The sequence below is a fragment of the Cellulomonas sp. PhB143 genome (genome assembly GCF_003752595.1).
Taxonomy (GTDB): Bacteria; Actinomycetota; Actinomycetes; order Actinomycetales; family Cellulomonadaceae; genus Paraoerskovia.
In genome coordinates, this window is record NZ_RKIJ01000010.1 from 62,749 (window position 1) to 84,121 (window position 21,373).

Genomic DNA, 21,373 nt, shown 5'->3' on the forward strand with positions numbered 1-21,373 from the left:
CTCACAGGGTGCGGCTGGGCGAGAACTGGGCGGTCTCCGTCGAGCCGGCGAGCGCGAGGGTGGCGCTCGCCGGGTTCAGGGCGGTGGAGACGCGGTCGAAGTAGCCGGTGCCGACCTCCCGCTGGTGGCGGGTGGCGGTGTACCCGTGCTGCTCGGAGGCGAGCTCCGCCTCCTGCAGCTCGACGTAGGCGGTCATGGCGCTGCGCTTGTACGCGCGGGCCAGCTCGAACATCGAGTGGTTCAGGGCGTGGAAGCCGGCGAGGGTGATGAACTGGAACGTGTAGCCGTAGCTCGCGAGGTCGCGCTGGAACCGCGCGATCGTCTCGTCGTCCAGGTGCTTCTTCCAGTTGAACGACGGCGAGCAGTTGTACGCGAGCTTCTTGTCGGGGAAGCGGGCGTGCACGGCCTCCGCGACCCGGCGGGCGAGCTCGAGGTCGGGCTCGGAGGTCTCGACCCAGATCATGTCCGCGTACTCGGCGTAGGCCAGCGCGCGGGCGACGACGACGTCCTCGCCCGGCGTGGTCCGGTAGAAGCCCTCGGCCGTGCGCTCGCCGGTGAGGAACGGCTGGTCGCGCTCGTCGACGTCCGAGGTGATGAGGTCGGCGGCGAGGGAGTCGGTGCGGGCGATGACGATCGTCGGCACGCCGGCGACGTCGGCCGCGAGGCGGGCCGCGTTGAGCGTGCGGACGTGCTGCGCGGTCGGGACGAGCACCTTGCCGCCCAGGTGGCCGCACTTCTTCTCCGAGGCGAGCTGGTCCTCCCAGTGCACGCCGGCAGCGCCGGCCTCGATCATCTGCTGCATGAGCTCGTAGGCGTTCAGCGGGCCGCCGAACCCGGCCTCGGCGTCGGCCACGACCGGGGCGAGCCAGTCGCGCTCGGCGTCGCCCTCGGCGTGCTCGATCTGCCCGGCGCGCAGCAGCGCGTTGTTGATGCGTCGCACGACGGCCGGCACCGAGTTGGCCGGGTAGAGGGACTGGTCGGGGTAGGTCTGGCCCGAGAGGTTCGCGTCGGCCGCGACCTGCCACCCGGAGAGGTAGATCGCCTCGAGGCCGGCGCGGACCTGCTGCACGGCCTGGTTGCCGGTGAGCGCGCCGAGCGCGGCGGCCCACTGCGGCTCGCCGGTCGCGTCGGGGCCGCGCTGGATCAGCTCCCACAGCTTCTCCGCGCCGCGCCGGGCGAGGGTGCGCTCCTCGCGGACGGCGCCGCGGATCGCGACGACGTCCTCGGCGGTGTAGTCGCGGCGCACGCCGGCCCAGCGCGGGTCGGTGATCCACTCGCGCTCGAGCTCGTCGGCCGTCTGGGTCTGGTCGCCGGGGCGGGTGGGGATGCGCTCGCTGACGGTGGTGCCCGACGACGTGGCGACCGCCGCCGAGACCGCACCCGCGCTGGTGGACCGGCGGGCGGCGGCGTAGTCGTCGCGGCGGCTGATGATTGTCGGGGTGGTCACGGGGTGCCTCCTGTGCTTCGGGTGGTGCGGCGGGTGGTGCGTCGGTCGTCGTGCACAACGACTGTCCTTCGCGGCACGGCGCCGCCACAACTGTGAACCGGGGAGAAGTTTTCGACTTCTTCTCTTGTTCAGAAGGAGTGGCGTATGTCACCCTCGGTCATGGTCATCTCGACGAGATCGCACGGCCGGGCACCCGACAGGACACCCGGCCTCGGCCGGATCCCTCTCGACGACGAGCCGGACGCGCTGGTCATCGGCCGCCGCATCCGCCACCTGCGCACGCGGCGGGGCATGACGCTCGAGGCGCTCGCGACCGCCATCGACCGCGCGCCCTCGCAGGTCTCGACGCTCGAGAACGGCAAGCGCGAGCCCAAGTTCAGCCAGCTCCGCGCGATCGCGATGGCGCTGGGCGCCGACGTCGAGGACCTGCTCGCGCCCGAGCCGCCCACGCGCCGCGACGCACTCGAGATCGAGCTCGAGCGCGCCCAGCGCGGGCCCCTGTTCTCCTCGCTGACCCTCCCGCCGGTGCGGGTGGGCAAGGGGCTGCCCGACGACGCCCTCGAGGCGATCGTCGCGCTGCAGCACGAGATCCAGCGGCTGCACGCCGAGCGGGCCGCCACGCCCGAGGAGGCCCGCCGGGCCAACGCCGCGCTGCGTCGCGTGATGCGCGGGCAGGACAACTACTTCCCCGAGCTGGAGGTCAAGGCGCGCGAGCTGCTCGACGACGTCGGGCACGTGCGCGGGCCGATGTCCCAGCGCGTCGCGGGCGACCTGGCCGCCCACCTGGGCTTCACGCTGCACTACGTGCACGACCTGCCGCACTCGACCCGCTCGGTGATCGACCAGCGTCACCACCGCGTCTACCTGCCGTCCAGCTCGGCCCGGTCCCGCACCGCGCTCCTGCAGGCGCTCGCCAGCCACGTGCTCGGGCACGCCGAGCCGCACGACTACGCCGAGTTCCTCCGCCAGCGCGTCGAGTCGAACTACCTGTCCGCGGCGATGCTGCTGCCCGAGCGGGACGCCGTCGCCCACCTGCGCGAGGCCAAGGAGGCCCGCGCGATCTCGATCGAGGACCTGCGCGACGCGTTCGCCGTGACGTACGAGACGGCCGCGCACCGGTTCACGAACCTCGCCACGCGCCACCTGGCCATCCCGGTGCACTTCATGAAGGTCCACGAGTCGGGCGCGGTGCACAAGGCGTACGAGAACGACGGCGTGCGGTTTCCCCAGGACGCGCTGGGCGCCATCGAGGGCCAGCACGTGTGCCGCTCCTGGACCGCCCGCACCGTCTTCGGCGTCGAGGACCGGCTCAGCCCGTACTACCAGTACACGGACACGCCGTCGGGCACGTACTGGTGCACCTCGCGGGTGGAGGGCTCGGCCGACGGGGAGTTCTCGGTCAGCGTGGGGGTGCCGTTCGCGCACACGCGCTGGTTCCGGGGGAGGGAGACGGCCGAGCGGGCGACGTCGCGCTGCCCGGACGAGACGTGCTGCCGGCGCCCGCCGGGGCCGCTCGAGGACCGCTGGTCCGAGCACTCCTGGCCGAGCGCCCGGCCGCACGCGAGCATGCTCGCCGCGATGCCGGCCGGGGCGTTCCCCGGGGTCGACCAGACCGAGGTGTACCGGTTCCTCGAGAGCCATGCCCCGTCGTCGGGCGGGAGCGGCGCCCCGGGCGGGCGCGCCTAGCGGTCGAGGTCCTCGGGCGTCCCGATGAAGTCGTGCACGTCGTCGGGACGCCCGTCGCGGTTCATGTCGGCGCTGCGGGCGCGCCGGGAGTCCCAGCGCAGGGAGATCCCGGCGAGCACCGCGGCGACGAGCGAGGCGACGAGGATCGCGATCTTCGCGGCGCCCGTGTGCTCGCCGTCCTCGGGGAACGACAGCTCCGCGATCAGCAGCGAGACGGTGAACCCGATCCCGGCGAGGAGCCCGACGGGCAGCAGGTCCCGCACGCCGAGCCCGTCGGCGAGCCGCAGCGGCGTCACGCGGGTCAGCAGGGCCGTCGTCCCGAGGACGCCGAGGAGCTTGCCCACCACGAGGGCGACCACGATGGCGACCGCGACCGGCTGGCTGATCAGCTCGAGGAAGCCGCCCTCGTCGACGACCGAGATGCCTGCGGCGAAGAACGCGAAGATCGGCAGGGCGATGCCCGCGGAGACCGGGCGGACGTCGTGCTCGAGCCGTTGCGTGCGCGAGCGGCGCTCCCCGTGCATCGCCACCGCCGGGACCATGAACCCGAGGAGGACGCCGGCGATGGTCGCGTGCACGCCGGAGGAGTGCATGAGCACCCACGCGAGGACCGCCAGCGGCCCGAGGACGTACCACCGCATCCGGCGCCGTCGTGCGCACCAGGCGAACACGCCGACCGTGACGAGGGAGAGCGCGAGCGGCAGCGGGTGCACCTCGTCGGTGTAGAAGATCGCGATGACGACGATCGCCAGGAGGTCGTCCACCACCGCGAGCGTGAGCAGGAAGGTGCGGATCGCCGACGGCAGCCCCTTGCCGAACACGGCCAGGACGGCGAGCGCGAACGCGATGTCGGTCGCGGTCGGGATCGCCCAGCCGCCCGACGCCCCGGGGTCGCCGAGGACGTGGACCATGACCACGTAGATGAGCGCGGGCATCGCCATGCCGCCCACCGCGGCGAGCATGGGCACGCCCGCCTCGCGCGGGTTGCGCAGCGAGCCGGCGACGAACTCCTGCTTGAGCTCGACGCCGACGACGAAGAAGAAGATGGCGAGCAGGCCGTCGGCCGCCCAGGTGGCGAGGTCCAGGTCGAGGTGCACGTGCCACGGTCCGAGGTCCGCGGGCCCGACCACGGTGTGCGCGAGCGTGAAGTAGGCGTCGCGCCACGGGGAGTTCGCCCAGGCGAGCGCCAGCAGCGCGGCGCCGATCAGCAGCGCGCCGCTCGTGGTCTCGCGCGTGACCCAGCCGCGCGTGCGGTTGCCCGCGCGCTGCACGCGCGGGCCCACGCCGTCCCCGGGGGGCAGCGGCCGGCCGTCGTGCGTCGTCGGGACGTCGGTCGGCGGATCGGTGTCGTGCGCTGCGCTCACTGCTCTCCCCAGGTCGGTCCGACCATCGTAGGGGGCGGGCCTCAGCCGCCCCCGGTCAGCTCCACGAGCCGCGCGACGGTGTTCCAGTTCCGTCCCGTGCCCCACGTGCCGAGGACGCGCGCGAGCCGGGCCGCCGTCAGCCCGGAGGTGCCGATGCCGTCGGGGAACCAGGCGTAGGTGTGCGCCCCCGCGGTGACGAGCTCCTCGTGCACGACGCCGGTCGTGCCGGTGAGGTCCACGGGCCCGGCCGCGTGCGTGGTCAGCACGGGATGGAAGAGCACGACGAGGTGGGACGGGTCGTCGCGCGCGGCCTCCGCGAAGGGGTTCGCGCCGACGAGCCCCGCGAGCTGCGCGTGCGTGCGCGCGGTCGTCTGGACCTCGCGTCCCACCAGGTCCGTGAGCGCCTGCGCGACGAGCCGGGCGACGTCGTCCGCGTCGCGGGCACCGGACGTGCCCGGGGCGACGACGAGGTTCCCGGTCGCGAGGTGGGTGACCGGGTCGCCCAGGCCGAGGGCGGACGCGGTCTCGCGCAGCTGTGCGGAGCTCACCTTGACGCCGCCGACGTTGACCGCGCGCAGCAGCACCGCGACCCGGCTCATGCGTGCACCGCCGCGCGCCGGCCCGCCCAGGGCATGGCCGACTCCAGCTGGGCCGCCAGCGAGAGCAGCCGGGCGTCCGCGCCGAGCGTCCCGGTGAGCATCACCCCGACCGGCAGGGCACCGCCGCCCGGGCCGTCGTCGGCCCAGCCCAGCGGCAGGCTGACCGACGGCCGCCCGGTGAGGTTCGCGACGCTCGTCCAGGGCGTGTAGGCCATCTGCGCGCGGAAGTCCGCGCCCGGGTCGGTGTCGTCGCGCAGCGAACCGACCGGGGCGGGGAGGCGGGCGAGCGTGGGGGACAGGACCACGTCGAGCCCGGCCCACGCCGCCGCGACCTCCCGGGTGATCTGCTGGACCGCGGTCAGCGCCCCGAGCACCTCGACGCCCGAGGTCGAGCGCCCCTTCTCGCGCAGCCAGCGGGTGAGCGGGACGAGGAGCTCCTCGGCCTCCGCCGGGACGGGCGCGGCGAGCGCGCCGGCGGCCCACAGCGACTCGAACGCGTCCCAGCGCTCGGCCGGGAACGGGACGGGGGCGTCGACGACGTCGTGGCCCAGGTCGGCGAGCGCCGCCGCGGTCGCCTCGGCCGCCGCGGTGCACGCCGGGTCGACCGGGGCGTCGGCGACGATCACCGGGTCGGTGAGCAGCCCGACCCGCAGCCGACCGGGCGGCGCCTCGCAGGCACCGAGGAACGTCGCGCCGCGCGACAGGTCGCCCGGCGCGGGCAGCGTGAACGTGTCCCCGGGCCAGGGCCGGGCGAGGACGTCGAGGAGGGCCGCGGTGTCGCGGACCGTGCGGGTCAGGGTCCCGTGCACGGCGAGCCCCGGGCCGTCGGTCCCGTACGGCCCGGCCGAGACGCGCCCGCGCGACGGCTTGAGCCCGACGAGCCCGCAGGCGCTCGCGGGGATGCGCAGGGAGCCTCCGCCGTCGCTGCCGTGGGCGGCGGGGACGATGCCGGCCGCGACGGCCGCCGCGGCGCCGCCGCTCGACCCGCCGGCCGAGCGCGCGAGGTCCCACGGCGTGCGCGCGGGCGGCCCGGTGTCCGGCTCGGTGTAGGGCGGCAGGCCGAGCTCGGGCGTCGCGGTCTTGCCCACCATGAGCGTGCCGGCGGCCCGCAGGAGCTGGACGACGCCGTCGTCCACCGGCGGGACGAACCCCGCCAGGGCGGCCGAGCCGGCGGACATCGGGACGCCGGCGACCATGGTCAGGTCCTTGATGGGGAGCGGGACGCCGAGGAACGGCGGGAGCGCGTCGACCTCCCCGTCGCGGCGCGCGCGGACGAGGGCGGCCTCCGCCTCGAGCGCCTGTGCCCGCGCGAGGCGCTCGGCCGCGGCCTGGGCGGCCTCGACGAACGCGCCCACCCGCGGGCCGACGGCACTCATCGCCTCCAGCGTCGCGTCCAGGACCTCGACCGGGCCCAGCTCGCCGGCGCGGACGGCGGCGGCGAGCTCGAGCGCGGACATCTCGGCGAGCGCGGACGGTGGGGACGGGCGCAGGCTGGTCATGCCGCTGAGCCTAGGGCGCGGGTGTGACGGACGGCACCGCCCGCGGCGTCGGCGCGGGTGGACCGGGTTCGCGTGCGCGGATATATTTCAGCCGGAATAGTCGAGCGGGAACAATCGGAGGAGGGTCATGGGGACCGAGCTGCTCACGCCCGTGGCGACCCTCGTGCTCAGCGTCCTCAGCGAGGGCCCGAACCACCCGTACGAGATCCTCGCGACGCTGCGCAAGCGCGGCGACGACCGGCTCGTGCGGCTCAACGCCGGCGCCGTCTACCACGCCGTCGAGAAGCTCGGGTCGGGCGGGTACGTCCGGGTCGTGGGGGTCGAGCAGGAGGGCAACCGCCCGGCCCGCACGACGTACGCCGTCACGCCCGCGGGCGCCGAGGCGCTCGTGCGCCGCGTCGGGGAGCTCGTCGCCGACCCGACGCCGGAGTACCCGCGCTTCCCGGTCGGCCTGTCGATGCTCGACGAGCTCGACGCCGACGAGGCCGCGCGGCTGCTGCACGACCGGCGCGAGGCGACCGCCGAGCGCGCGCGGGGCCTGCGTGCCCGCGTGCAGGACGCGCTGGGGCGCGAGGTCCCGCGCCGCTACCTGCTCGACGCCCTGCTCGACATCGAGATCGCCGACGCCCAGGTGCGTTGGCTCGACACGACCGTGGCCGAGCTCCGCTCGGGCGCGCTGGACTGGCACGACGAGCGCCGGTGCCCCCACCGAACCACCCAGGAGACCTCATGACCACCACCGCACCGGGCGGCGGGCGCGCCGTCACGCCGCTCGTCGACCTGCACGGCCGCAGCGCCTGGAGCGTCCTGCCGCCGCTGATCCTCGGCTTCTTCATGATCATGGTCGACACGACCATCGTGAACATCGCGATCCCGTCGCTGACGACCGCCTTCGGCGCGTCGCTCGTCGCCGTCGGCTGGGTCAACAGCGCCTACCTGCTCTCCTACGCCGCCCTCATGCTGTTCGCCGGGCGTCTCGGGGACCGGTACGGGCCGAAGGCGGTGTTCGTGGCCGGCCTGGTCGTGTTCACCGTCTTCTCGTTCCTGTGCGGCTACTCCGGCGAGATCGGCTCGAGCCCCGAGATCGGCTGGCTCATCGGCTTCCGTGCCCTGCAGGGCGTGGGCGCGGCGCTGATGACGCCGCAGACCATGTCGATGATCACCCGCGTCTTCCCGGCCAAGCAGCGCGGCGCGGCCCTCGGCCTGTGGGGCGCGACCGCGGGCGTGGCGACGATCGCCGGGCCGCTGCTCGGCGGCGTGTTCGTCGAGACGTGGGGCTGGGAGTGGATCTTCTACGTCAACATCCCGGTCGGCGTCGTGGCCCTGTGGATGTCGGCGACGCGGCTGCCGACCCTGCGCTCGAGCCACGCCGTGCGCCTCGACCTCGTCGGTGTCGTGCTCTCGGTGCTCGGGCTCGGCGCGCTGATCTTCGGCATCCAGGAGGGCGAGACCTACGACTGGGGCCACATCTGGGGCCCGTTCTCCGTGTGGGGCGTGATCGGTGCCGGGCTCGTGCTGCTCGTGGCGTTCGTGCTGTGGCAGCGGCACCTGCGCGCCGACGCGCTCCTGCCGCTGCGGCTGTTCCGGTCGCGCAACTTCTCGCTCGCCAACGTCGACGGCATGGCGGTGACGTTCGCGATGATCGGGATCTTCTTCCCGCTGACGATCTTCCTCCAGTCGATCCTCGGGCTCTCGCCCATCGAGGCGGCGCTCGTCAACCTGCCCGGTTCGCTGGTCTCGGGCGTCGTCGCGCCGTTCGCCGGCCGGCTCTCCGACCGGCTGCCCGCCAAGTGGGTCGTGGCGTTCGGGTTCGCCGCGATCGCCGGTTCCGTGCTGTGGCTCAGCGCCGTGATCGCGCCGGACGTCTCGGTGTGGGCGTTCATCCCCGTGATGTCCCTCTTCGGCCTCGGGACCGGATGCGTGTTCTCACCCCTGTCCAACCTCGCGACCTCCGGCCTGGACCACCGCACGGCCGGCGCCGGCGCGGGGGCGTTCAACACGTTCCGCCAGGTCGGTGGCGTGATCGGCTCGGCCGCCGTCGTGGCCGCACTGACGTCGCGGCTGGCCGTCGAGCTGCCGGCCGCCGCGCAGGACGCCGCCGCGTCGTTGCCCGCCCAGTACCGCGGCGCGTTCGTCGACGGGTTCGCGACGGTCGGCGGGGACGCCGCGACCATGGGTGCCGGGTCGCTGAAGCTTCCGCCCGGGGTCCCGGCCGACGTCGCCGCCCAGGTCCAGGACGCCGCCACCACGGCGTTCCACCAGGGCTTCGCGGACGCTGCGGCCCAGACGCTGCTCGTCGTCGCGGCGGCCCTGGTCGTCGGGGTCGTGTGCGCGGTCCTCATGCGCTCCGAGCAGCACACGGAGGAGCTCGGCGGCGGCTCGCCCGCCCCGGCCGCCGCGCCGTCGACCGAGTCCGTCGGTTAACACTGGGTGACATCTTCGCGCCGCGCCGGTCCGGGGGTGGTGGGTCGAATCACACGGGCGTAGTTTTCGTGTGACGGGCGACACGCGTCGTCCTCCGGGAGGCAGGCCCATGGAGTACCAGCTCCGCGCGGGAGGGCCGGTCCCGGCCCGCTCGTCCGGGTCGGCCGACCGCCCCACCGAGCGATAGCGGCGCGACGCGCCGGAGGGAGCCTGCCGTGGGCCACACCGATGTCACCACCGCCACGCCCGGGTCGAGCGGACCGTTCGAGCCGGGGACACCGTCGTCCGGCACCCGGGCGGGTATCGAGGACCCGGGGGCCGGCACGAGCCCCGTGGCCTCCCTCGCCGGGTCGCCGCCGGACGGGCGGCGCACCTTCGTCGTCGACACGTCCGTCCTCCTGTCGGACCCGCGCTCGATCCACCGGTTCGCGGAGCACGACGTCGTCCTGCCCGTCGTCGTGATCACCGAGCTCGAGGCCAAGCGGCACCACGCCGAGCTCGGGTACTTCGCCCGGTCGGCGCTGCGGATGCTCGACGACCTGCGCATCGAGCACGGCTCCCTGCACGCGGCGGTCCCCGCCGGGCCTGCGGGGGGCACGATCCGCGTCGAGCTCAACCACACCGACCCGACCGTGCTGCCGGCCGGCTTCCGCCTCGGCGACAACGACACGCGCATCCTCGCCGTGGCGGCGAACCTCGCTGCCGAGGGTGCCGACGTCACGGTGGTCTCCAAGGACCTGCCGATGCGGGTCAAGGCGTCCGCCGTCGGGCTGCAGGCCGAGGAGTACCGGGCCGAGCTCGCCGTCGACTCCGGCTGGACCGGGATGAGCGAGATCGACGTCGCGGACGAGCAGATGTCGCAGCTGTGGGAGCACGAGTCGATCGAGCTGGCCTCCCTGGACCCGGCCGTGGTCGAGGGCGCCGGGCCGATGCGCTGCCACACCGGGCTCGTGATCCACTCGCCGCGCGGCTCGGCCCTCGGGCGGGTGACCGCGGACAAGCACGTGCAGCTCGTGCGCGGCGACCAGGACGTGTTCGGCCTGCACGGGCGCTCGGCGGAGCAGCGCATCGCCATCGACCTCCTGCTCGACGAGTCGATCGGCATCGTCTCGCTCGGCGGGCGGGCCGGCACCGGCAAGTCGGCGCTCGCGCTGTGCGCGGGTCTCGAGGCGGTCCTCGAGCGGCAGCAGCACCGCAAGATCGTCGTGTTCCGCCCGCTGTACGCCGTGGGCGGCCAGGAGCTCGGCTACCTGCCCGGGTCGGAGAACGAGAAGATGGGCCCGTGGGCGCAGGCGGTGTTCGACACGCTGGGTGCCCTCGTCTCGACCGAGGTCGTCGAGGAGATCATCGACCGCGGCCTGCTGGAGGTCCTGCCCCTGACGCACATCCGCGGGCGCTCGCTGCACGACTCGTTCGTGATCGTCGACGAGGCGCAGTCGCTCGAGCGCAACGTCCTCCTGACGGTGCTCTCCCGGATCGGCCAGTCGTCGCGGGTCGTGCTCACGCACGACGTCGCCCAGCGCGACAACCTCCGCGTGGGCCGGCACGACGGCGTCGCGGCCGTCACCGAGGCGCTCAAGGGCCACCCGCTGTTCGCCCACGTCACGCTCACCCGCTCGGAGCGCTCACCCGTGGCCGCGCTCGTGACGGAGATGCTGGAGTCGCTCGAGGTCTGAGCCCGCGTCCGCCGAGACATCGAGCTCGGCCCCTGATCCGACCGGACCAGGGGCCGAGCTCGACGGCTCGGCGGGGTCCTCAGGAGCGACCGTGCCCCGTCCCGGAGGCGGCGAGCACCGCGTTCTCGAGGATCTGCACGAGGTTGTAGAGCACCAGCGAGACCGCCGTGACGGCGACGACGCAGGACCACAGGAACGTGAACTGCACCTGGGTGATGGCGGCCCCGATCGCCGCGCCGACCCCGTCCCCCGTCGCGAGCCACTCGGCCAGCAGCGCGCCCGTGATCGCGCCCGGCACGGAGATCCGCACGGCCGCGAAGAAGGACGGGGCCGACGCCGGCAGGGCGACCTTGCGCAGCACGGTCCACCGGCTGCCGCCGTAGACGGCGACGACGTCGGCCATCTGCGGCGACGCGGACTCCAGGCCGGCGGTGATCGTCACGAGGGCGGGGAAGAGGACGACGACGCCGCCCATCACGGCGACCGTCGTCACGTCCCGGCCGAAGACCAGGATGATCACCGGGGCCATCGCGATCAGCGGCACCGAGCGCAGGAGCATCGCCACCGGCATCAGGGCGCTCTCCACGCCCTTCGAGAGCCGGAACACGACCGCTCCGACGAGCGCGACCACCAGGCCCGAGACGAACCCGACGAACGCGTGCCCGAGCGTCACCCCGAGCGGCGCGGCGACCGAGGCGCGGTTCGCGGCGGCGTCCGGGTCGCTGACGAGCCACCGCCACACGTCGACCGGTCCCTTGGCCACGTAGGCGTTGAGGTCGAACACGGCGATCGTGCCCCACCACAGCACCAGCACGACGGCGAGGGTGATCGCGAAGGTGACCAGCCCGCGGCCCACGGCCGCCAGCACGCCGCCGACGGCCTCGCGGCGCACGGCCCGGCGCTGGAGGGCGACGTCCGCCGTCGTCGTCCTGGGCCCCGCGCCGTGGGAGAGGACCCGGGGCGCGTCGCCCACCGGGGCGCTCATGCGGGCACCCCGCGCGACCAGGGCGTCACGGCCCGGCGCACCAGACCGAAGAACCCGTACCCGAGCAGCGCGACCGCACCCGAGGCGAGGGCGAGACCCCACACCCGCGCGGCGATCAGCGACTGCTGGGCGTTGACCATGGCGGGCCCGAGCCCGACGTCCACCTTGCCGACGTACTCCCCGAGGATGGCGCCGAGGAAGGCGGCGGGGACGGCGATCTGCAGCGCGGAGACGATGTTCGGCAGGGCCGCGACGAGCCGTACCTTGCGCAGCTGGGCGAACCGTCCGCCGCCGTAGACGGCCACGAGGTCGAGGGCCGCACGGTCGGCGGCCTTGAGCCCGAGCAGGCAGCCCACCACCGAGGTGAAGAAGCAGCTCAGGGCGGCGAGGAAGATCGCGGTCCCCGACGGCTGCCCGGGCTCCGGAGCACCGATGACGATGAGCACCAGCGGGCCGATCGCGACGATCGGGACGCAGTAGGTGATGATCGCCAGCTGCGTCACGGCCCCCTCGAGCCGGGGGACGACGAGCACCAGCGCGGACAGGACGATCGCCAGGAGGTTGCCCCAGACGAAGCCCTGCCCGGCCTCGGCGAGCGTGACGGCGAAGTTCTTCGCGTACAGGGCCCAGCCGTCGTCGGCCCACTGCTGGGCGACCTGCAGGGGCGTGGGGATCGCCTGGGCGGCGCCGGGACCGACGTCGGAGAAGACGGTGAGCGCCGCGACCCACCACAGCGCGACCAGAGCGAGGGCCCCGAGCGTGCCGACGGCCCACGAGGGCAGACGCGCCGCGCGGCTCATGCCTCGACCCCGGTGCCGTCGCCGTCGCCGAACAGGAGCTCCGAGGCCTCGTCGACGTACGCGTGGAACTCCGGCGTGCGCTGCATCTCGGGCGTCCGCGGGCGCGGGAGGTCGATCTCCATGACCTTCTTCACGCGGCCCGGCCGGGCGCTCATCACGGCGACCTGGTCCGAGAGGAAGATCGCCTCGGTGATGCCGTGCGTGACCATGAGCGTCGTCGCGGGCCGCTCGGTCCAGATCCGCAGGAGCTCGAGGTTGAGCCGCTGGCGCGTCATGTCGTCGAGCGCCCCGAACGGCTCGTCGAGCAGCAGGACCGACGGCCGCAGGATCAGCGACCGCGCGATCGACACGCGCTGGCGCATGCCGCCCGAGAGCTGGGCCGGCTTGGCCTTCTCGAAGCCCTCGAGGCCGACGAGCTCGATCATCTCGCGCACGTAGGCGTCGTCCACGGGCATGCCCGCGACCTCGTACGGCAGGCGCACGTTGGACGCGACGCTCCGCCAGGGCAGCAGGGCGGAGTCCTGGAACGCGATGCCGAGCTCGTGGGTGCGGCGCAGATCGGCCGGCGTGCGCCCGTCGACCCGCACCGAGCCGGTGGTCGGGGTCTCGAGCCCGGCGAGGATGCGCAGGATCGTCGACTTGCCGCAGCCCGACGGGCCGAGCAGCGACAGGAAGCTGCCCCGGTCGGTGTGCAGGTCGGTGTCCTGCAGCGCGGTGACGCTGGAGGACCCGAGGCGGAAGGTCTTGCTCAGGGACTGGATCTGGACGCCGGTGCCCAGGTCGGGCGCGTGCGCGCCCTGGGCACCGGCGAGCGGCGTGGCGGTCACGGTCAGCCCTCGTAGTCCTTGAGCCCGGGGTTCTCCTGGTAGACCTCGTCGAGCAGCGACATGTCGAAGATGTCGTCCGCGGTGACGTCGAGACCCGCGCCCGCGAGGCTCTTGACCGTCTGCTCCTGGAGCGTCTCGGAGGCGGTGAACAGACCGTTCTCGGCCGTCTCGTCCGAGACGACGAGCTTGGTGTTCTGCTCGGTGGCGCCGGCGACCTCGGTGTCCTTGTCGAGGCCGAGGTCCTTGCCGTAGTCGTCCATCGCCAGCTGGACGCCACCGTCGGGGTCGGCGAGAGCATCCGTCCAGCCCTGCACCTCCGCCTTGAGCAGCGCCTTGACCTTGTCGCGGTCGTTCTTGATGCTGTCGTCCGTGACGGTGACCGTCTCGGCGACGAACGGGAGACCGTTGTCGGCGAACGGGAGGTTGACCGTGTCGAAGCCCTGGGCCGCGACGGTCAGCGACTCGTTGGTCAGGTAGGCGACGAACCCGTCCACCTCGCCGTTCGTCAGGACCGACGGGTCGTACTGGACGGGGACGACCGTGACGTCGTCCTCGGTGAGGCCGTTGGCGGCGAGGAGGGCCTTGAACAGCGACACGTTGCTGTCCTGGACGCCGATCTTCTTGCCCTTGAGGTCGGCGGGCGTGGCGATGTCCCCGCCGTCCTTGAGGGAGAGGATGGTGAAAGGGTTCTTCTGGAACGTCGCGCCGACGATCTTCACGGGCGCCTGCTCGTTGGCCACGGCGGTGCCGACGGAGATGGCGTCGCTCAGGGCCGCGAAGCTCTGCCCGGAGACGAGCTCGGCTACCCCGGTGCTCGGTCCGGCGACGAGGTTCACGTCGCCGAACCCGGCGTCCGCGTAGTACCCCTTGCTGTCGGCGAAGTACTCGCCGATGAACTCCGCGTTCTTGATCCAGGAGAGCTGGAGCGAGATGTCTCCGTAGTCGGCCGCCCCGGCGCTGCTGGTCGAGGAGCCGGCGTCGGAGCCGCTCGAGCACGCGGCGAGGGACACGGTCGCGGTGACCGCCACGGCGGCGGCCACGGTGCGCCGCGCCCAGCGGGGGCGGCGGGAGAAGATGGGCATCGGGGTCTCGCTCTCGATCGGCGTGAGTTCCGGCGCGGTGCCGGGATGCTGAGGACAGTAGGGAGCCGAGATTTCCGGGGTCCGGGCATCGCGTTTCGGCGCGGTTACCAGGTGGCCCCCCGTGTGACGAACGATCGACGGTGAGGGAGCGACAGGTGGCGGACGTCGGCGGGGTCGTCGGGATCGTCCTTGCGGCGGGCGCCGGGCGCCGGTACGGCATGCCCAAGGCGCTGGTGCGGGGGGACGACGGCGTCCCCTGGGTCCGGCGGGCCTGCGCGGCGCTGCGGGACGGTGGGGCGGACGACGTCGTCGTCGCTCTCGGCGCACGGGCGGACGAGGCCGCGCGGCTCGTCCCGGAGGGGGTCGGCGTGGCGCGGGTGACGGGGTGGGCGCAGGGCGTGGGTGCGTCGCTCGGCGCAGCGCTGCGGGCGGTGGAGGAGGCGGGCGCGGTGGGCGGGGCCGGGGCGCCGCGGTGGTCGGCGGCGGTCGTGACGCTCGTGGACCTCCCCGAGCTTTCGCCGGCCGCCGTGCGGCGGGTCGTGGCGGCTGCGGCGGACCCGCCGACGGCGCTGTGCCAGGCCGGCTACGGCGGCGCGCCGGGCCATCCGGTGCTGATCGGGCGCGCGCACTGGGGCGCGCTGCGTGCCTCCCTCGCCGGCGACGTCGGCGCCCGGGTCTACCTCGAGGCGCACGGGGCGCGGCGCGTCGACTGCACGGACCTGGGCGGCGGCGACGACGTCGACGTCCCGCAGTACCGGTCCTAGCGCAGACCACCGCCGAGCGCGTCATCGGTGGGTCGATCCGGCCCGGTGGGCCGACCGATGACGCGCTCGGCGGCGGCGGGAGGGTCAGCCCTGGGGCGGGCGCGTCATCGACAGCACGTCGAGGGCCGCGTCGAGCTGGGCCTCGGTCACCTCGCCGCGCTCGACGTACCCGAGGTCGACGACCGCCTCGCGCACCGTGATGCCCTCCTTGACGGAGTGCTTGGCGACCTTCGCCGCCGCCTCGTACCCGATCACCCGGTTGAGTGGGGTGACGATCGAGGGCGACGACTCGGCGAGCGCCCGCGCCCGCTCGACGTTGGCGGTGATCCCGTCGATCGTCTTGTCCGCGAGCACCCGCGCGGCGTTCGAGAGCAGGCGCAGGGACTCGAGCGTGCCCAGGGCCATCACCGGGATCTGCACGTTGAGCTCGAACGCGCCGCTGGCGCCCGACCACGCGACGGTGGCGTCGTTGCCGATCACGCGCGCGCAGACCATGAGGACGGCCTCCGGGATGACGGGGTTGACCTTGCCGGGCATGATCGAGGACCCGGGCTGCAGGTCCGGCAGCGCGATCTCGCCGAGGCCCGTGTTGGGTCCCGAGCCCATCCAGCGCAGGTCGTTGCAGATCTTGGTCAGTGACACCGCGATGGTGCGCAGCGCGCCCGAGAGCTCGACGAGGCCGTCGCGCGAGCTCTGCGCCTCGAAGTGGTTGCGGGCCTCGGTCAGGGGCAGGCCGGTGTCCTCGACGAGCAGCTCGATGACACGCTGCGGAAAACCGGCGGGCGTGTTGATGCCGGTGCCGACCGCCGTCCCGCCCTGGGGGACCTCCGCCACGCGGGGCAGGACGGCCTGCAGGCGCTCGACGCCGTAACGGACCGCCGCGGCGTACCCGCCGAACTCCTGGCCGAGGGTGACCGGCGTCGCGTCCATGAGGTGGGTGCGGCCGGACTTGACGACCTGCGCGTACTCGGTCGCCTTCGCCTCGAGCGAGGTGGCGAGGTACTCGAGCGCCGGGACCAGGTCGTTGACGACGCCGGACGTCGCGGCGACGTGCACCGACGTCGGGAACACGTCGTTCGAGGACTGCGAGGCGTTGACGTGGTCGTTCGGGTGCACGTCCTGGCCGAGGGCCCGGGTCGCGAGCGTCGCGAGCACCTCGTTGGTGTTCATGTTCGACGACGTCCCGGAGCCGGTCTGGAACACGTCGACCGGGAAGTGCGCGTCGTGGGCCCCGGAGGCGACCTCGTCGGCCGCGGCGACGATCGCGTCGGCGACGGCCTGGTCGAGCACGCCGAGCTCGGCGTTCGTGCGGGCGGCGGCCTTCTTGACCCGCGCGAGCGCCTCGATGTGCGACCGCTCGAGCGGGGTGCCGGAGATGGGGAAGTTCTCGACGGCGCGCTGCGTCTGGGCACGGTAGAGCGCGTGCGCCGGGACGCGCACCTCGCCCATCGTGTCGTGCTCGATGCGGAAGGCGCCGTCCGCGCTGACCTCGGTGTCGGTGGAGGAGTTCATGCTCCTATCGTGCCGCACGGGCGCGGGTGCCCGGGACCCGCGCCGGGTCAGACGACGGGGTCCTCGCCGACGTCCCCGGCGACCTCCACGAGGGTCATACGGCCGTCGCTGAGCGTGTACTCGACACCGACGACGGCGCAGCGGCCCGCCGCGACGGCGGCGGACAGCCCTGCGGAGTACGACAGGAGCATGGAGACGGTGTGGCGCACGTGCTCGCGGCGCAGCAGGTCGGGGTCGACCTGACCGTCGACCCCGCGCACGCCGCGGCCGGTGGAGGTGATGTTGACGATGGTGGGGATCACGCGGTCGACGACGGCGCGGACGAAGCCGGGCGGCTGCTCGCCGGTCTCGAGCGTGTGCGCGGCGGCGGCGATCGCGCCGCAGGACTCGTGCCCGAGGACGACGACGAGCGGGGTGCCGAGCAGCTGCACGCCGTACTCGATGGAGCCGATCACGGTGGTGTCGAGGACGTGCCCGGCCGTGCGCACCACGAAGGCGTCGCCGAGGCCCTGGTCGAAGATGATCTCCGCTGCGACCCGGGAGTCGGAGCAGCCGAAGACCACCGCGAAGGGGTGCTGCGCAGCGCTCAGCTCGGCGCGTCGCGCGGCGTCCTGCGAGGGGTGCTGGGCGGCGTCCGAGACGAACCGCTGGTTGCCGTCGCGCAGTGCCTTCCACGCGTCGCGGGGGGTCAGGGTCCTGGGATCGCGCTCCGTGGTCATGGGCACATCCTCGCGCACCCCCACGGCGGCGGCGGGCTCGTCCGCACTGCGGTCGAGCCCGCCGCCGCCGTGGGGGCGAACGACGGTGGTGCGCGGTGTCAGCCGCGCGCGGCGAGCTCGGCGCGGCGCGGCGGGTTGGCGCCCGCGCGGGACACCGTGACGGCCGCCACCTGCACGCACCCGGCGAGGACGCGCCCGAGGCGCACCGGGTCGACCGCGCGGAGCGCGTCGCGGCGGTGCGCGCCCAGGAGCCCCTCCGTCCACAGGCCGTCGAGCAGCGCGCCCATGAACGAGTCGCCCGCGCCGACGGTGTCCACCACCGTGGTGGCCGGCGCGTCGACGGTCGTCTCCCGCTGGGTCCCGCCGTCGCCCGTGATCGCGACGGCGCCGTCCCCGCCGAGCGTCACCACGACGAGCGCCGGACCGCCGCGCTGCCACTCGCGCGCGACGTCGAGCGGGGCGCGTCCCGGCACCAGCCACTCCAGGTCCTCGTCGCTGACCTTGACGACGTCGGCGAGGCGCACGAGCTCCTCGATCTGCGGCCCGACGTCCTCGGGGCGTCCCATGAGCGAGGGCCTGGCGTTCGGGTCGTAGGTGATCGTCGCGTGCTCGCGCGCGCCGCGGACCAGCTCGAGGACGGCGGCGCCGCCGGGCTGCAGGACCGCGCCGATCGACCCGGTGTGCACGGCGAGCGCGCCCTCGTGGACGAGGGGGCCGGCCTCGAGGTCCCAGGTGATGTCGAACTCGTAGGTCGCGGCGCCCGTGCCGTCGAGGGTCGCCGCGGCGACGCTCGTGCGCTCGGCGCCCTCGCTGCCGGGGGCGAGCGTCACGTCCGACTCGGCGAGCCAGTCGCGGACCGCCGCGCCGTGCTCGTCCGGCCCCAGCCGGCACGCGAGGGTGGCGGCCCGGCCGAGGCGCCCGAGGGTCAGCGCGACGTTCGCGGGGCTGCCGCCGGGGTGCTCGTCCACCGTCCCGTCGGCCCGGTGCACGACGTCCACCAGCGCCTCGCCGACCACCAGCACGTGCCCCCCGGCCGGGCTGCCGGGAGCGTCCCGCGTCGTCGTGCCCGCTTCCGGCACGCCCTCTGCCGTCGTCCCTGCTGCGCTCACTCGTCGTCCTCCGTCGTGGTGGTGGGTGCGGTCCGCGACGCGCGGACCTGCTCGAGGCGCTCGCGCGCGCCGTCGAGCCGTCGCTGGCACTGGGCGGCGAGCGCCTCCCCGCGCTCCCAGAGCGCGAGCGACGCCTCGAGCGGCTCGCCCCCGGACTCCAGGCGCGCGACGACGCGGATCAGCTCGTCCTTCGCGTCCTCGTACCCGAGGGCGGCGACGTCCTCGGGAATCGTCGGACCCGAGCCCTCGTTGCTGCCGGGGGCCGGGGCCCCTGGCACGCTCTTCGTGGTCATCGTCGTGCTCTCCCTGCTCCGGTCGGTCTGGTCGGTGCGTGTGCGGTGCGGGTCGCCGTCCTGCGGCGCCCCGGGCGCGCGGACCGGCTCACCCGGCGCGCGCCGCGAGGTCTCCGTGCGCGAGCCGGATGCGCAGCCGGTCGTCGGCCGAGACCTCCGCCGGGTCCCGCACGACCGCGCCGCCCGGGCCGTGCACGACGGCGTAGCCGCGCTCGAGCACGGCCGCCGGGGACAGCGCGCGCACCTGGGCGCGCAGCCGGTCGACCTCGCCCCCGGCCACTGCGATCCGGTGGGCGACGGACTGTCGGGCCCGCCGCACGGACTCGGCGACGTCGCGCTCGCGCGTGGTGACCATCGTCGTCGGGTCCTGCAGGACGGGCCGCGACCGGACGGCGTCGAGCCCGTGCTGCTCGCGCTCGAGGCGGGCGACGACCGCGGAGGCCATCCGGCCCCGGCACTGCTGGAGGCCGAGGCGCTCGGCCGCGACGTCGGGAACGACGCGCCTCGCAGCGTCCGTGGGCGTGGACGCGCGGTAGTCCGCGACGAGGTCGAGCAGCGGCGCGTCGGTCTCGTGCCCGATCGCGCTGACGAGCGGCGTGCGGCACCCGGCAGCGACCCGGACGAGGCGCTCGTTGCTGAACGGCAGGAGGTCCTCGACCGCCCCGCCGCCGCGGGCGACGACGATGACCTCGACGGACGGTTCGCGGTCGAGCTCCTCGATCGCGGACGCGACCTGGGGCACGGCGTCCGCGCCCTGGACGGCGACCTCGCGGATCTCGAAGCGCACCTGCGGCCAGCGGTCGCGCGCGTTGACCACGACGTCGTGCTCCGCCTTGGAGTCGCGGCCGCAGACGAGCCCGACGACCGCCGGCAGGAACGGCAGGGGCCGCTTGTTCGCGGCGTCGAACAGGCCCTCCGCGGCGAGGACGCGCCGCAGCGCCTCGATCCGGGCGAGCAGCTCGCCGACGCCGACGGTGCGGAACTCGCGCGCCTGCATCTGCAGCGCGCCGCGCTTGGTCCAGAACTGGGCCTTGGCGTGGACGACGACGTGCGAGCCCTCGGCGAGCGGGGCGTCCGAGGACTCGACCACGCGGGTCGCGCACGAGACGGACAGGGACTGGTCGAGGTCGGTGTCGCGCAGGGTGAGGAAGCAGGTGCCCGCCCGCCGGTTGAGCTGGACGACCTGGCCCTCGACCCACACGGGCGACATGCGGTCGACGTACTCCTTGATCTTGTGCGAGAGCAGTCGCACCGGCCAGGGGTGCTCGGGCGTCGTCTCGGCGGCGCGCTCGGGGAGCTGCGTCGGTGCGGCCGGTGCGTCAGTCACGGGTAACACTCTGCACCACCCCTCCGACATCGGTCCGGTGCGTCCGCGGGCCGGGTGCTTAGATGGTCCGGTGAGCTCTGCGACTCGAGGACCGGCCCCCGGCCCCTCCGCCGAGAAGTCGAATTCCGCCCCTGATCCTTCGAGTTCCGAGGCGGAATTCGACTTCTCGGCGGACGGTGCGGACGCGGCGGACGGTGCGGACGGTGCGGAGGGTGCGGCGCCGGGGCGCCCGGCTCCGGCCCGCGGGCGCGTGCTGCTCGCCGCGCCGCGGGGGTACTGCGCCGGGGTGGACCGCGCCGTCGTCGCCGTGGAGAAGGCCCTCGAGCACTACGGCGCCCCCGTCTACGTGCGCAAGGAGATCGTCCACAACACGCACGTGGTGGAGACGCTCACACGCCGGGGCGCCGTCTTCGTCGACGAGACCGACGCCGTGCCGCGCGGCGCCCGGGTCGTGTTCTCGGCCCACGGCGTCTCGCCCGCGGTCCGTGACGCGGCACAGGAGCGTGGTCTCGACACGATCGACGCCACGTGCCCGCTGGTGACGAAGGTCCACAAGGAGGCCGCGCGCTTCGCGCGCGACGACTACGACATCCTCCTCATCGGTCACGAGGGCCACGAGGAGGTCGAGGGGACCGCCGGCGAGGCCCCCGAGCACGTCCGGCTGGTGACGTCGCCCGCCGCGGCCGACGACGTCGTGGTGCGGGACCCGGACAAGGTCGTGTGGATCTCGCAGACCACGCTCTCCGTCGACGAGACGATGGAGACGGTCCGGCGCCTGCGCGAGCGCTTCCCGACCTTGCAGGACCCGCCCTCGGACGACATCTGCTACGCGACGCAGAACCGCCAGGTCGCGGTGAAGAAGTTGGCGCCGGAGTGCGACCTCGTGGTGGTCGTCGGGTCGGCGAACTCCTCGAACTCCGTCCGCCTCGTCGAGGTGGCGCTGGGAGCGGGTGCGCGGGACGCGCGGCGCGTGGACCGGGCCGCGGAGATCGACGAGGCCTGGCTGGCGGGGGCCCGGACCGTGGGAGTCACCTCGGGTGCGTCGGTCCCCGAGGTCCTCGTCGACGAGGTGCTCGCCATGCTCGCGGCGCGCGGGTTCGGCGAGGTGGAGGAGGTGCGCACCGCGACGGAGGACCTCATGTTCTCCCTGCCTCGGGAGCTGCGCACGGACCTCGCCGCGGCGGGCCCAGCACCCGCGCGCGGGCACCGGCGCGCGCTCCCGGTGCAGCCGGGCTGAGTGACGCCCGGTCGACCCGCCGG

The 21,373-nt window shown here is 74.2% G+C and carries 19 protein-coding genes; 6 read left to right on the plus strand and 13 right to left on the minus strand.

What is annotated here, in order from left to right; genetic code table 11:
- Position 1: 1 nt before the first annotated feature.
- Entirely contained in the window at positions 2–1,327 is a 1,326-nt protein-coding gene (gene aceA, locus EDF32_RS04345) for an isocitrate lyase (protein WP_123307634.1), read from the minus strand.
- A 264-nt stretch (positions 1,328–1,591) separates the two neighbouring features.
- Here aceA and EDF32_RS04350 point away from each other — a divergent pair, with 264 nt between their 5' ends.
- Positions 1,592–3,133, plus strand: coding sequence for an XRE family transcriptional regulator (locus EDF32_RS04350; RefSeq protein WP_233565700.1), 1,542 nt, complete (start codon positions 1,592–1,594; stop codon positions 3,131–3,133).
- Here the strand turns inward: EDF32_RS04350 and nhaA are convergent.
- The 3 genes from nhaA to EDF32_RS04365 are packed head-to-tail and all read right to left on the minus strand — an operon-like array spanning position 3,130 to position 6,595.
- Complete coding sequence (gene nhaA, locus EDF32_RS04355; protein WP_233565701.1) at positions 3,130–4,497, minus strand: Na+/H+ antiporter NhaA; 1,368 nt, start codon at positions 4,495–4,497, stop codon at positions 3,130–3,132. The two genes, EDF32_RS04350 and nhaA, sit on opposite strands and share 4 nt — an antisense overlap.
- Before the next feature lie 41 nt (positions 4,498–4,538).
- The gene (locus EDF32_RS04360; protein WP_123307315.1) at positions 4,539–5,096 is read right to left on the minus strand and encodes a DUF1697 domain-containing protein; all 558 of its coding nucleotides are present in this window, start codon (positions 5,094–5,096) and stop codon (positions 4,539–4,541) included.
- Positions 5,093–6,595 carry an amidase gene (locus EDF32_RS04365; RefSeq protein ID WP_123307316.1) on the minus strand — a complete coding sequence of 501 codons (1,503 nt, stop codon included), beginning with the start codon at positions 6,593–6,595 and terminating at the stop codon, positions 5,093–5,095. Before EDF32_RS04365 ends, EDF32_RS04360 begins: the two co-directional genes overlap by 4 nt.
- Before the next feature lie 127 nt (positions 6,596–6,722).
- On the opposite strand from EDF32_RS04365, the gene EDF32_RS04370 reads away from it, so the two are divergent.
- From EDF32_RS04370 to EDF32_RS04380, 3 genes are all read left to right on the plus strand, one after another.
- A complete protein-coding gene (locus tag EDF32_RS04370; RefSeq protein ID WP_123307317.1) occupies positions 6,723–7,328 on the plus strand; it encodes a PadR family transcriptional regulator in 606 nt (201 codons plus the stop codon).
- Complete coding sequence (locus EDF32_RS04375; protein ID WP_123307318.1) at positions 7,325–9,019, plus strand: DHA2 family efflux MFS transporter permease subunit; 1,695 nt, start codon at positions 7,325–7,327, stop codon at positions 9,017–9,019. Before EDF32_RS04370 ends, EDF32_RS04375 begins: the two co-directional genes overlap by 4 nt.
- Before the next feature lie 332 nt (positions 9,020–9,351).
- Positions 9,352–10,695, plus strand: coding sequence for a PhoH family protein (locus tag EDF32_RS04380; RefSeq protein WP_233565745.1), 1,344 nt, complete (start codon positions 9,352–9,354; stop codon positions 10,693–10,695).
- Between the two features lie 79 nt (positions 10,696–10,774).
- On the opposite strand, the gene EDF32_RS04385 is transcribed toward EDF32_RS04380, so the two are convergent.
- From EDF32_RS04385 to EDF32_RS04400, 4 genes are read right to left on the minus strand one after another with little or no spacing between them, the layout of a single operon-like run.
- Entirely contained in the window at positions 10,775–11,680 is a 906-nt protein-coding gene (locus EDF32_RS04385; protein WP_123307319.1) for an ABC transporter permease, read from the minus strand.
- The gene (locus tag EDF32_RS04390; protein WP_123307320.1) at positions 11,677–12,480 is read right to left on the minus strand and encodes an ABC transporter permease; all 804 of its coding nucleotides are present in this window, start codon (positions 12,478–12,480) and stop codon (positions 11,677–11,679) included. Before EDF32_RS04390 ends, EDF32_RS04385 begins: the two co-directional genes overlap by 4 nt.
- Entirely contained in the window at positions 12,477–13,313 is an 837-nt protein-coding gene (locus tag EDF32_RS04395) for an ABC transporter ATP-binding protein (protein ID WP_370449927.1), read from the minus strand. Before EDF32_RS04395 ends, EDF32_RS04390 begins: the two co-directional genes overlap by 4 nt.
- A complete protein-coding gene (locus EDF32_RS04400; RefSeq protein WP_123307322.1) occupies positions 13,310–14,389 on the minus strand; it encodes an ABC transporter substrate-binding protein in 1,080 nt (359 codons plus the stop codon). Before EDF32_RS04400 ends, EDF32_RS04395 begins: the two co-directional genes overlap by 4 nt.
- 140 nt (positions 14,390–14,529) lie before the next feature.
- Between EDF32_RS04400 and EDF32_RS04405 the strand changes: the two genes are divergently transcribed.
- Positions 14,530–15,153: an NTP transferase domain-containing protein gene (locus EDF32_RS04405; RefSeq protein ID WP_233565702.1), complete on the plus strand. Its 624-nt coding sequence runs from the start codon at positions 14,530–14,532 to the stop codon at positions 15,151–15,153.
- An 84-nt stretch (positions 15,154–15,237) separates the two neighbouring features.
- Here EDF32_RS04405 and EDF32_RS04410 read toward each other — a convergent pair whose 3' ends face one another.
- From EDF32_RS04410 to xseA, 5 genes are all read right to left on the minus strand, one after another.
- Positions 15,238–16,665: an aspartate ammonia-lyase gene (locus EDF32_RS04410; protein WP_123307323.1), complete on the minus strand. Its 1,428-nt coding sequence runs from the start codon at positions 16,663–16,665 to the stop codon at positions 15,238–15,240.
- Positions 16,666–16,712: 47 nt separating this feature from the next.
- Positions 16,713–17,384, minus strand: coding sequence for a carbonic anhydrase (locus EDF32_RS04415; protein WP_123307324.1), 672 nt, complete (start codon positions 17,382–17,384; stop codon positions 16,713–16,715).
- Between the two features lie 98 nt (positions 17,385–17,482).
- The gene (locus tag EDF32_RS04420; RefSeq protein ID WP_370449912.1) at positions 17,483–18,493 is read right to left on the minus strand and encodes a carbohydrate kinase; all 1,011 of its coding nucleotides are present in this window, start codon (positions 18,491–18,493) and stop codon (positions 17,483–17,485) included.
- Positions 18,490–18,786: an exodeoxyribonuclease VII small subunit gene (locus tag EDF32_RS04425; RefSeq protein WP_123307325.1), complete on the minus strand. Its 297-nt coding sequence runs from the start codon at positions 18,784–18,786 to the stop codon at positions 18,490–18,492. Before EDF32_RS04425 ends, EDF32_RS04420 begins: the two co-directional genes overlap by 4 nt.
- 88 nt (positions 18,787–18,874) lie before the next feature.
- On the minus strand, positions 18,875–20,113 hold the full coding sequence (gene xseA / locus EDF32_RS04430) for an exodeoxyribonuclease VII large subunit (protein ID WP_233565703.1): 1,239 nt from the start codon (positions 20,111–20,113) through the stop codon (positions 18,875–18,877).
- A 250-nt stretch (positions 20,114–20,363) separates the two neighbouring features.
- Here xseA and EDF32_RS04435 point away from each other — a divergent pair, with 250 nt between their 5' ends.
- Positions 20,364–21,350, plus strand: a complete 987-nt coding sequence (locus tag EDF32_RS04435) for a 4-hydroxy-3-methylbut-2-enyl diphosphate reductase (RefSeq protein WP_123307327.1) — start codon at positions 20,364–20,366, stop codon at positions 21,348–21,350.
- Positions 21,351–21,373: the final 23 nt, after the last annotated feature.

Excerpts from the sequence above, each read along its gene's own strand:
- EDF32_RS04370 (WP_123307317.1), top strand. The coding sequence starts at position 6,723 with ATGGGGACCGAGCTGCTCACGCCCGTGGCGACCCTCGTGCTCAGCGTC.
- EDF32_RS04410 (WP_123307323.1), bottom strand. The coding sequence starts at position 16,665 with ATGAACTCCTCCACCGACACCGAGGTCAGCGCGGACGGCGCCTTCCGC.
- EDF32_RS04425 (WP_123307325.1), bottom strand. The coding sequence starts at position 18,786 with ATGACCACGAAGAGCGTGCCAGGGGCCCCGGCCCCCGGCAGCAACGAG.
- EDF32_RS04350 (WP_233565700.1), top strand. The coding sequence starts at position 1,592 with ATGTCACCCTCGGTCATGGTCATCTCGACGAGATCGCACGGCCGGGCA.
- EDF32_RS04390 (WP_123307320.1), bottom strand. The coding sequence starts at position 12,480 with ATGAGCCGCGCGGCGCGTCTGCCCTCGTGGGCCGTCGGCACGCTCGGG.
- EDF32_RS04400 (WP_123307322.1), bottom strand. The coding sequence starts at position 14,389 with ATGCCCATCTTCTCCCGCCGCCCCCGCTGGGCGCGGCGCACCGTGGCC.
- EDF32_RS04365 (WP_123307316.1), bottom strand. The coding sequence starts at position 6,595 with ATGACCAGCCTGCGCCCGTCCCCACCGTCCGCGCTCGCCGAGATGTCC.
- EDF32_RS04360 (WP_123307315.1), bottom strand. The coding sequence starts at position 5,096 with ATGAGCCGGGTCGCGGTGCTGCTGCGCGCGGTCAACGTCGGCGGCGTC.
- EDF32_RS04385 (WP_123307319.1), bottom strand. The coding sequence starts at position 11,680 with ATGAGCGCCCCGGTGGGCGACGCGCCCCGGGTCCTCTCCCACGGCGCG.
- EDF32_RS04415 (WP_123307324.1), bottom strand. The coding sequence starts at position 17,384 with ATGACCACGGAGCGCGATCCCAGGACCCTGACCCCCCGCGACGCGTGG.
- EDF32_RS04375 (WP_123307318.1), top strand. The coding sequence starts at position 7,325 with ATGACCACCACCGCACCGGGCGGCGGGCGCGCCGTCACGCCGCTCGTC.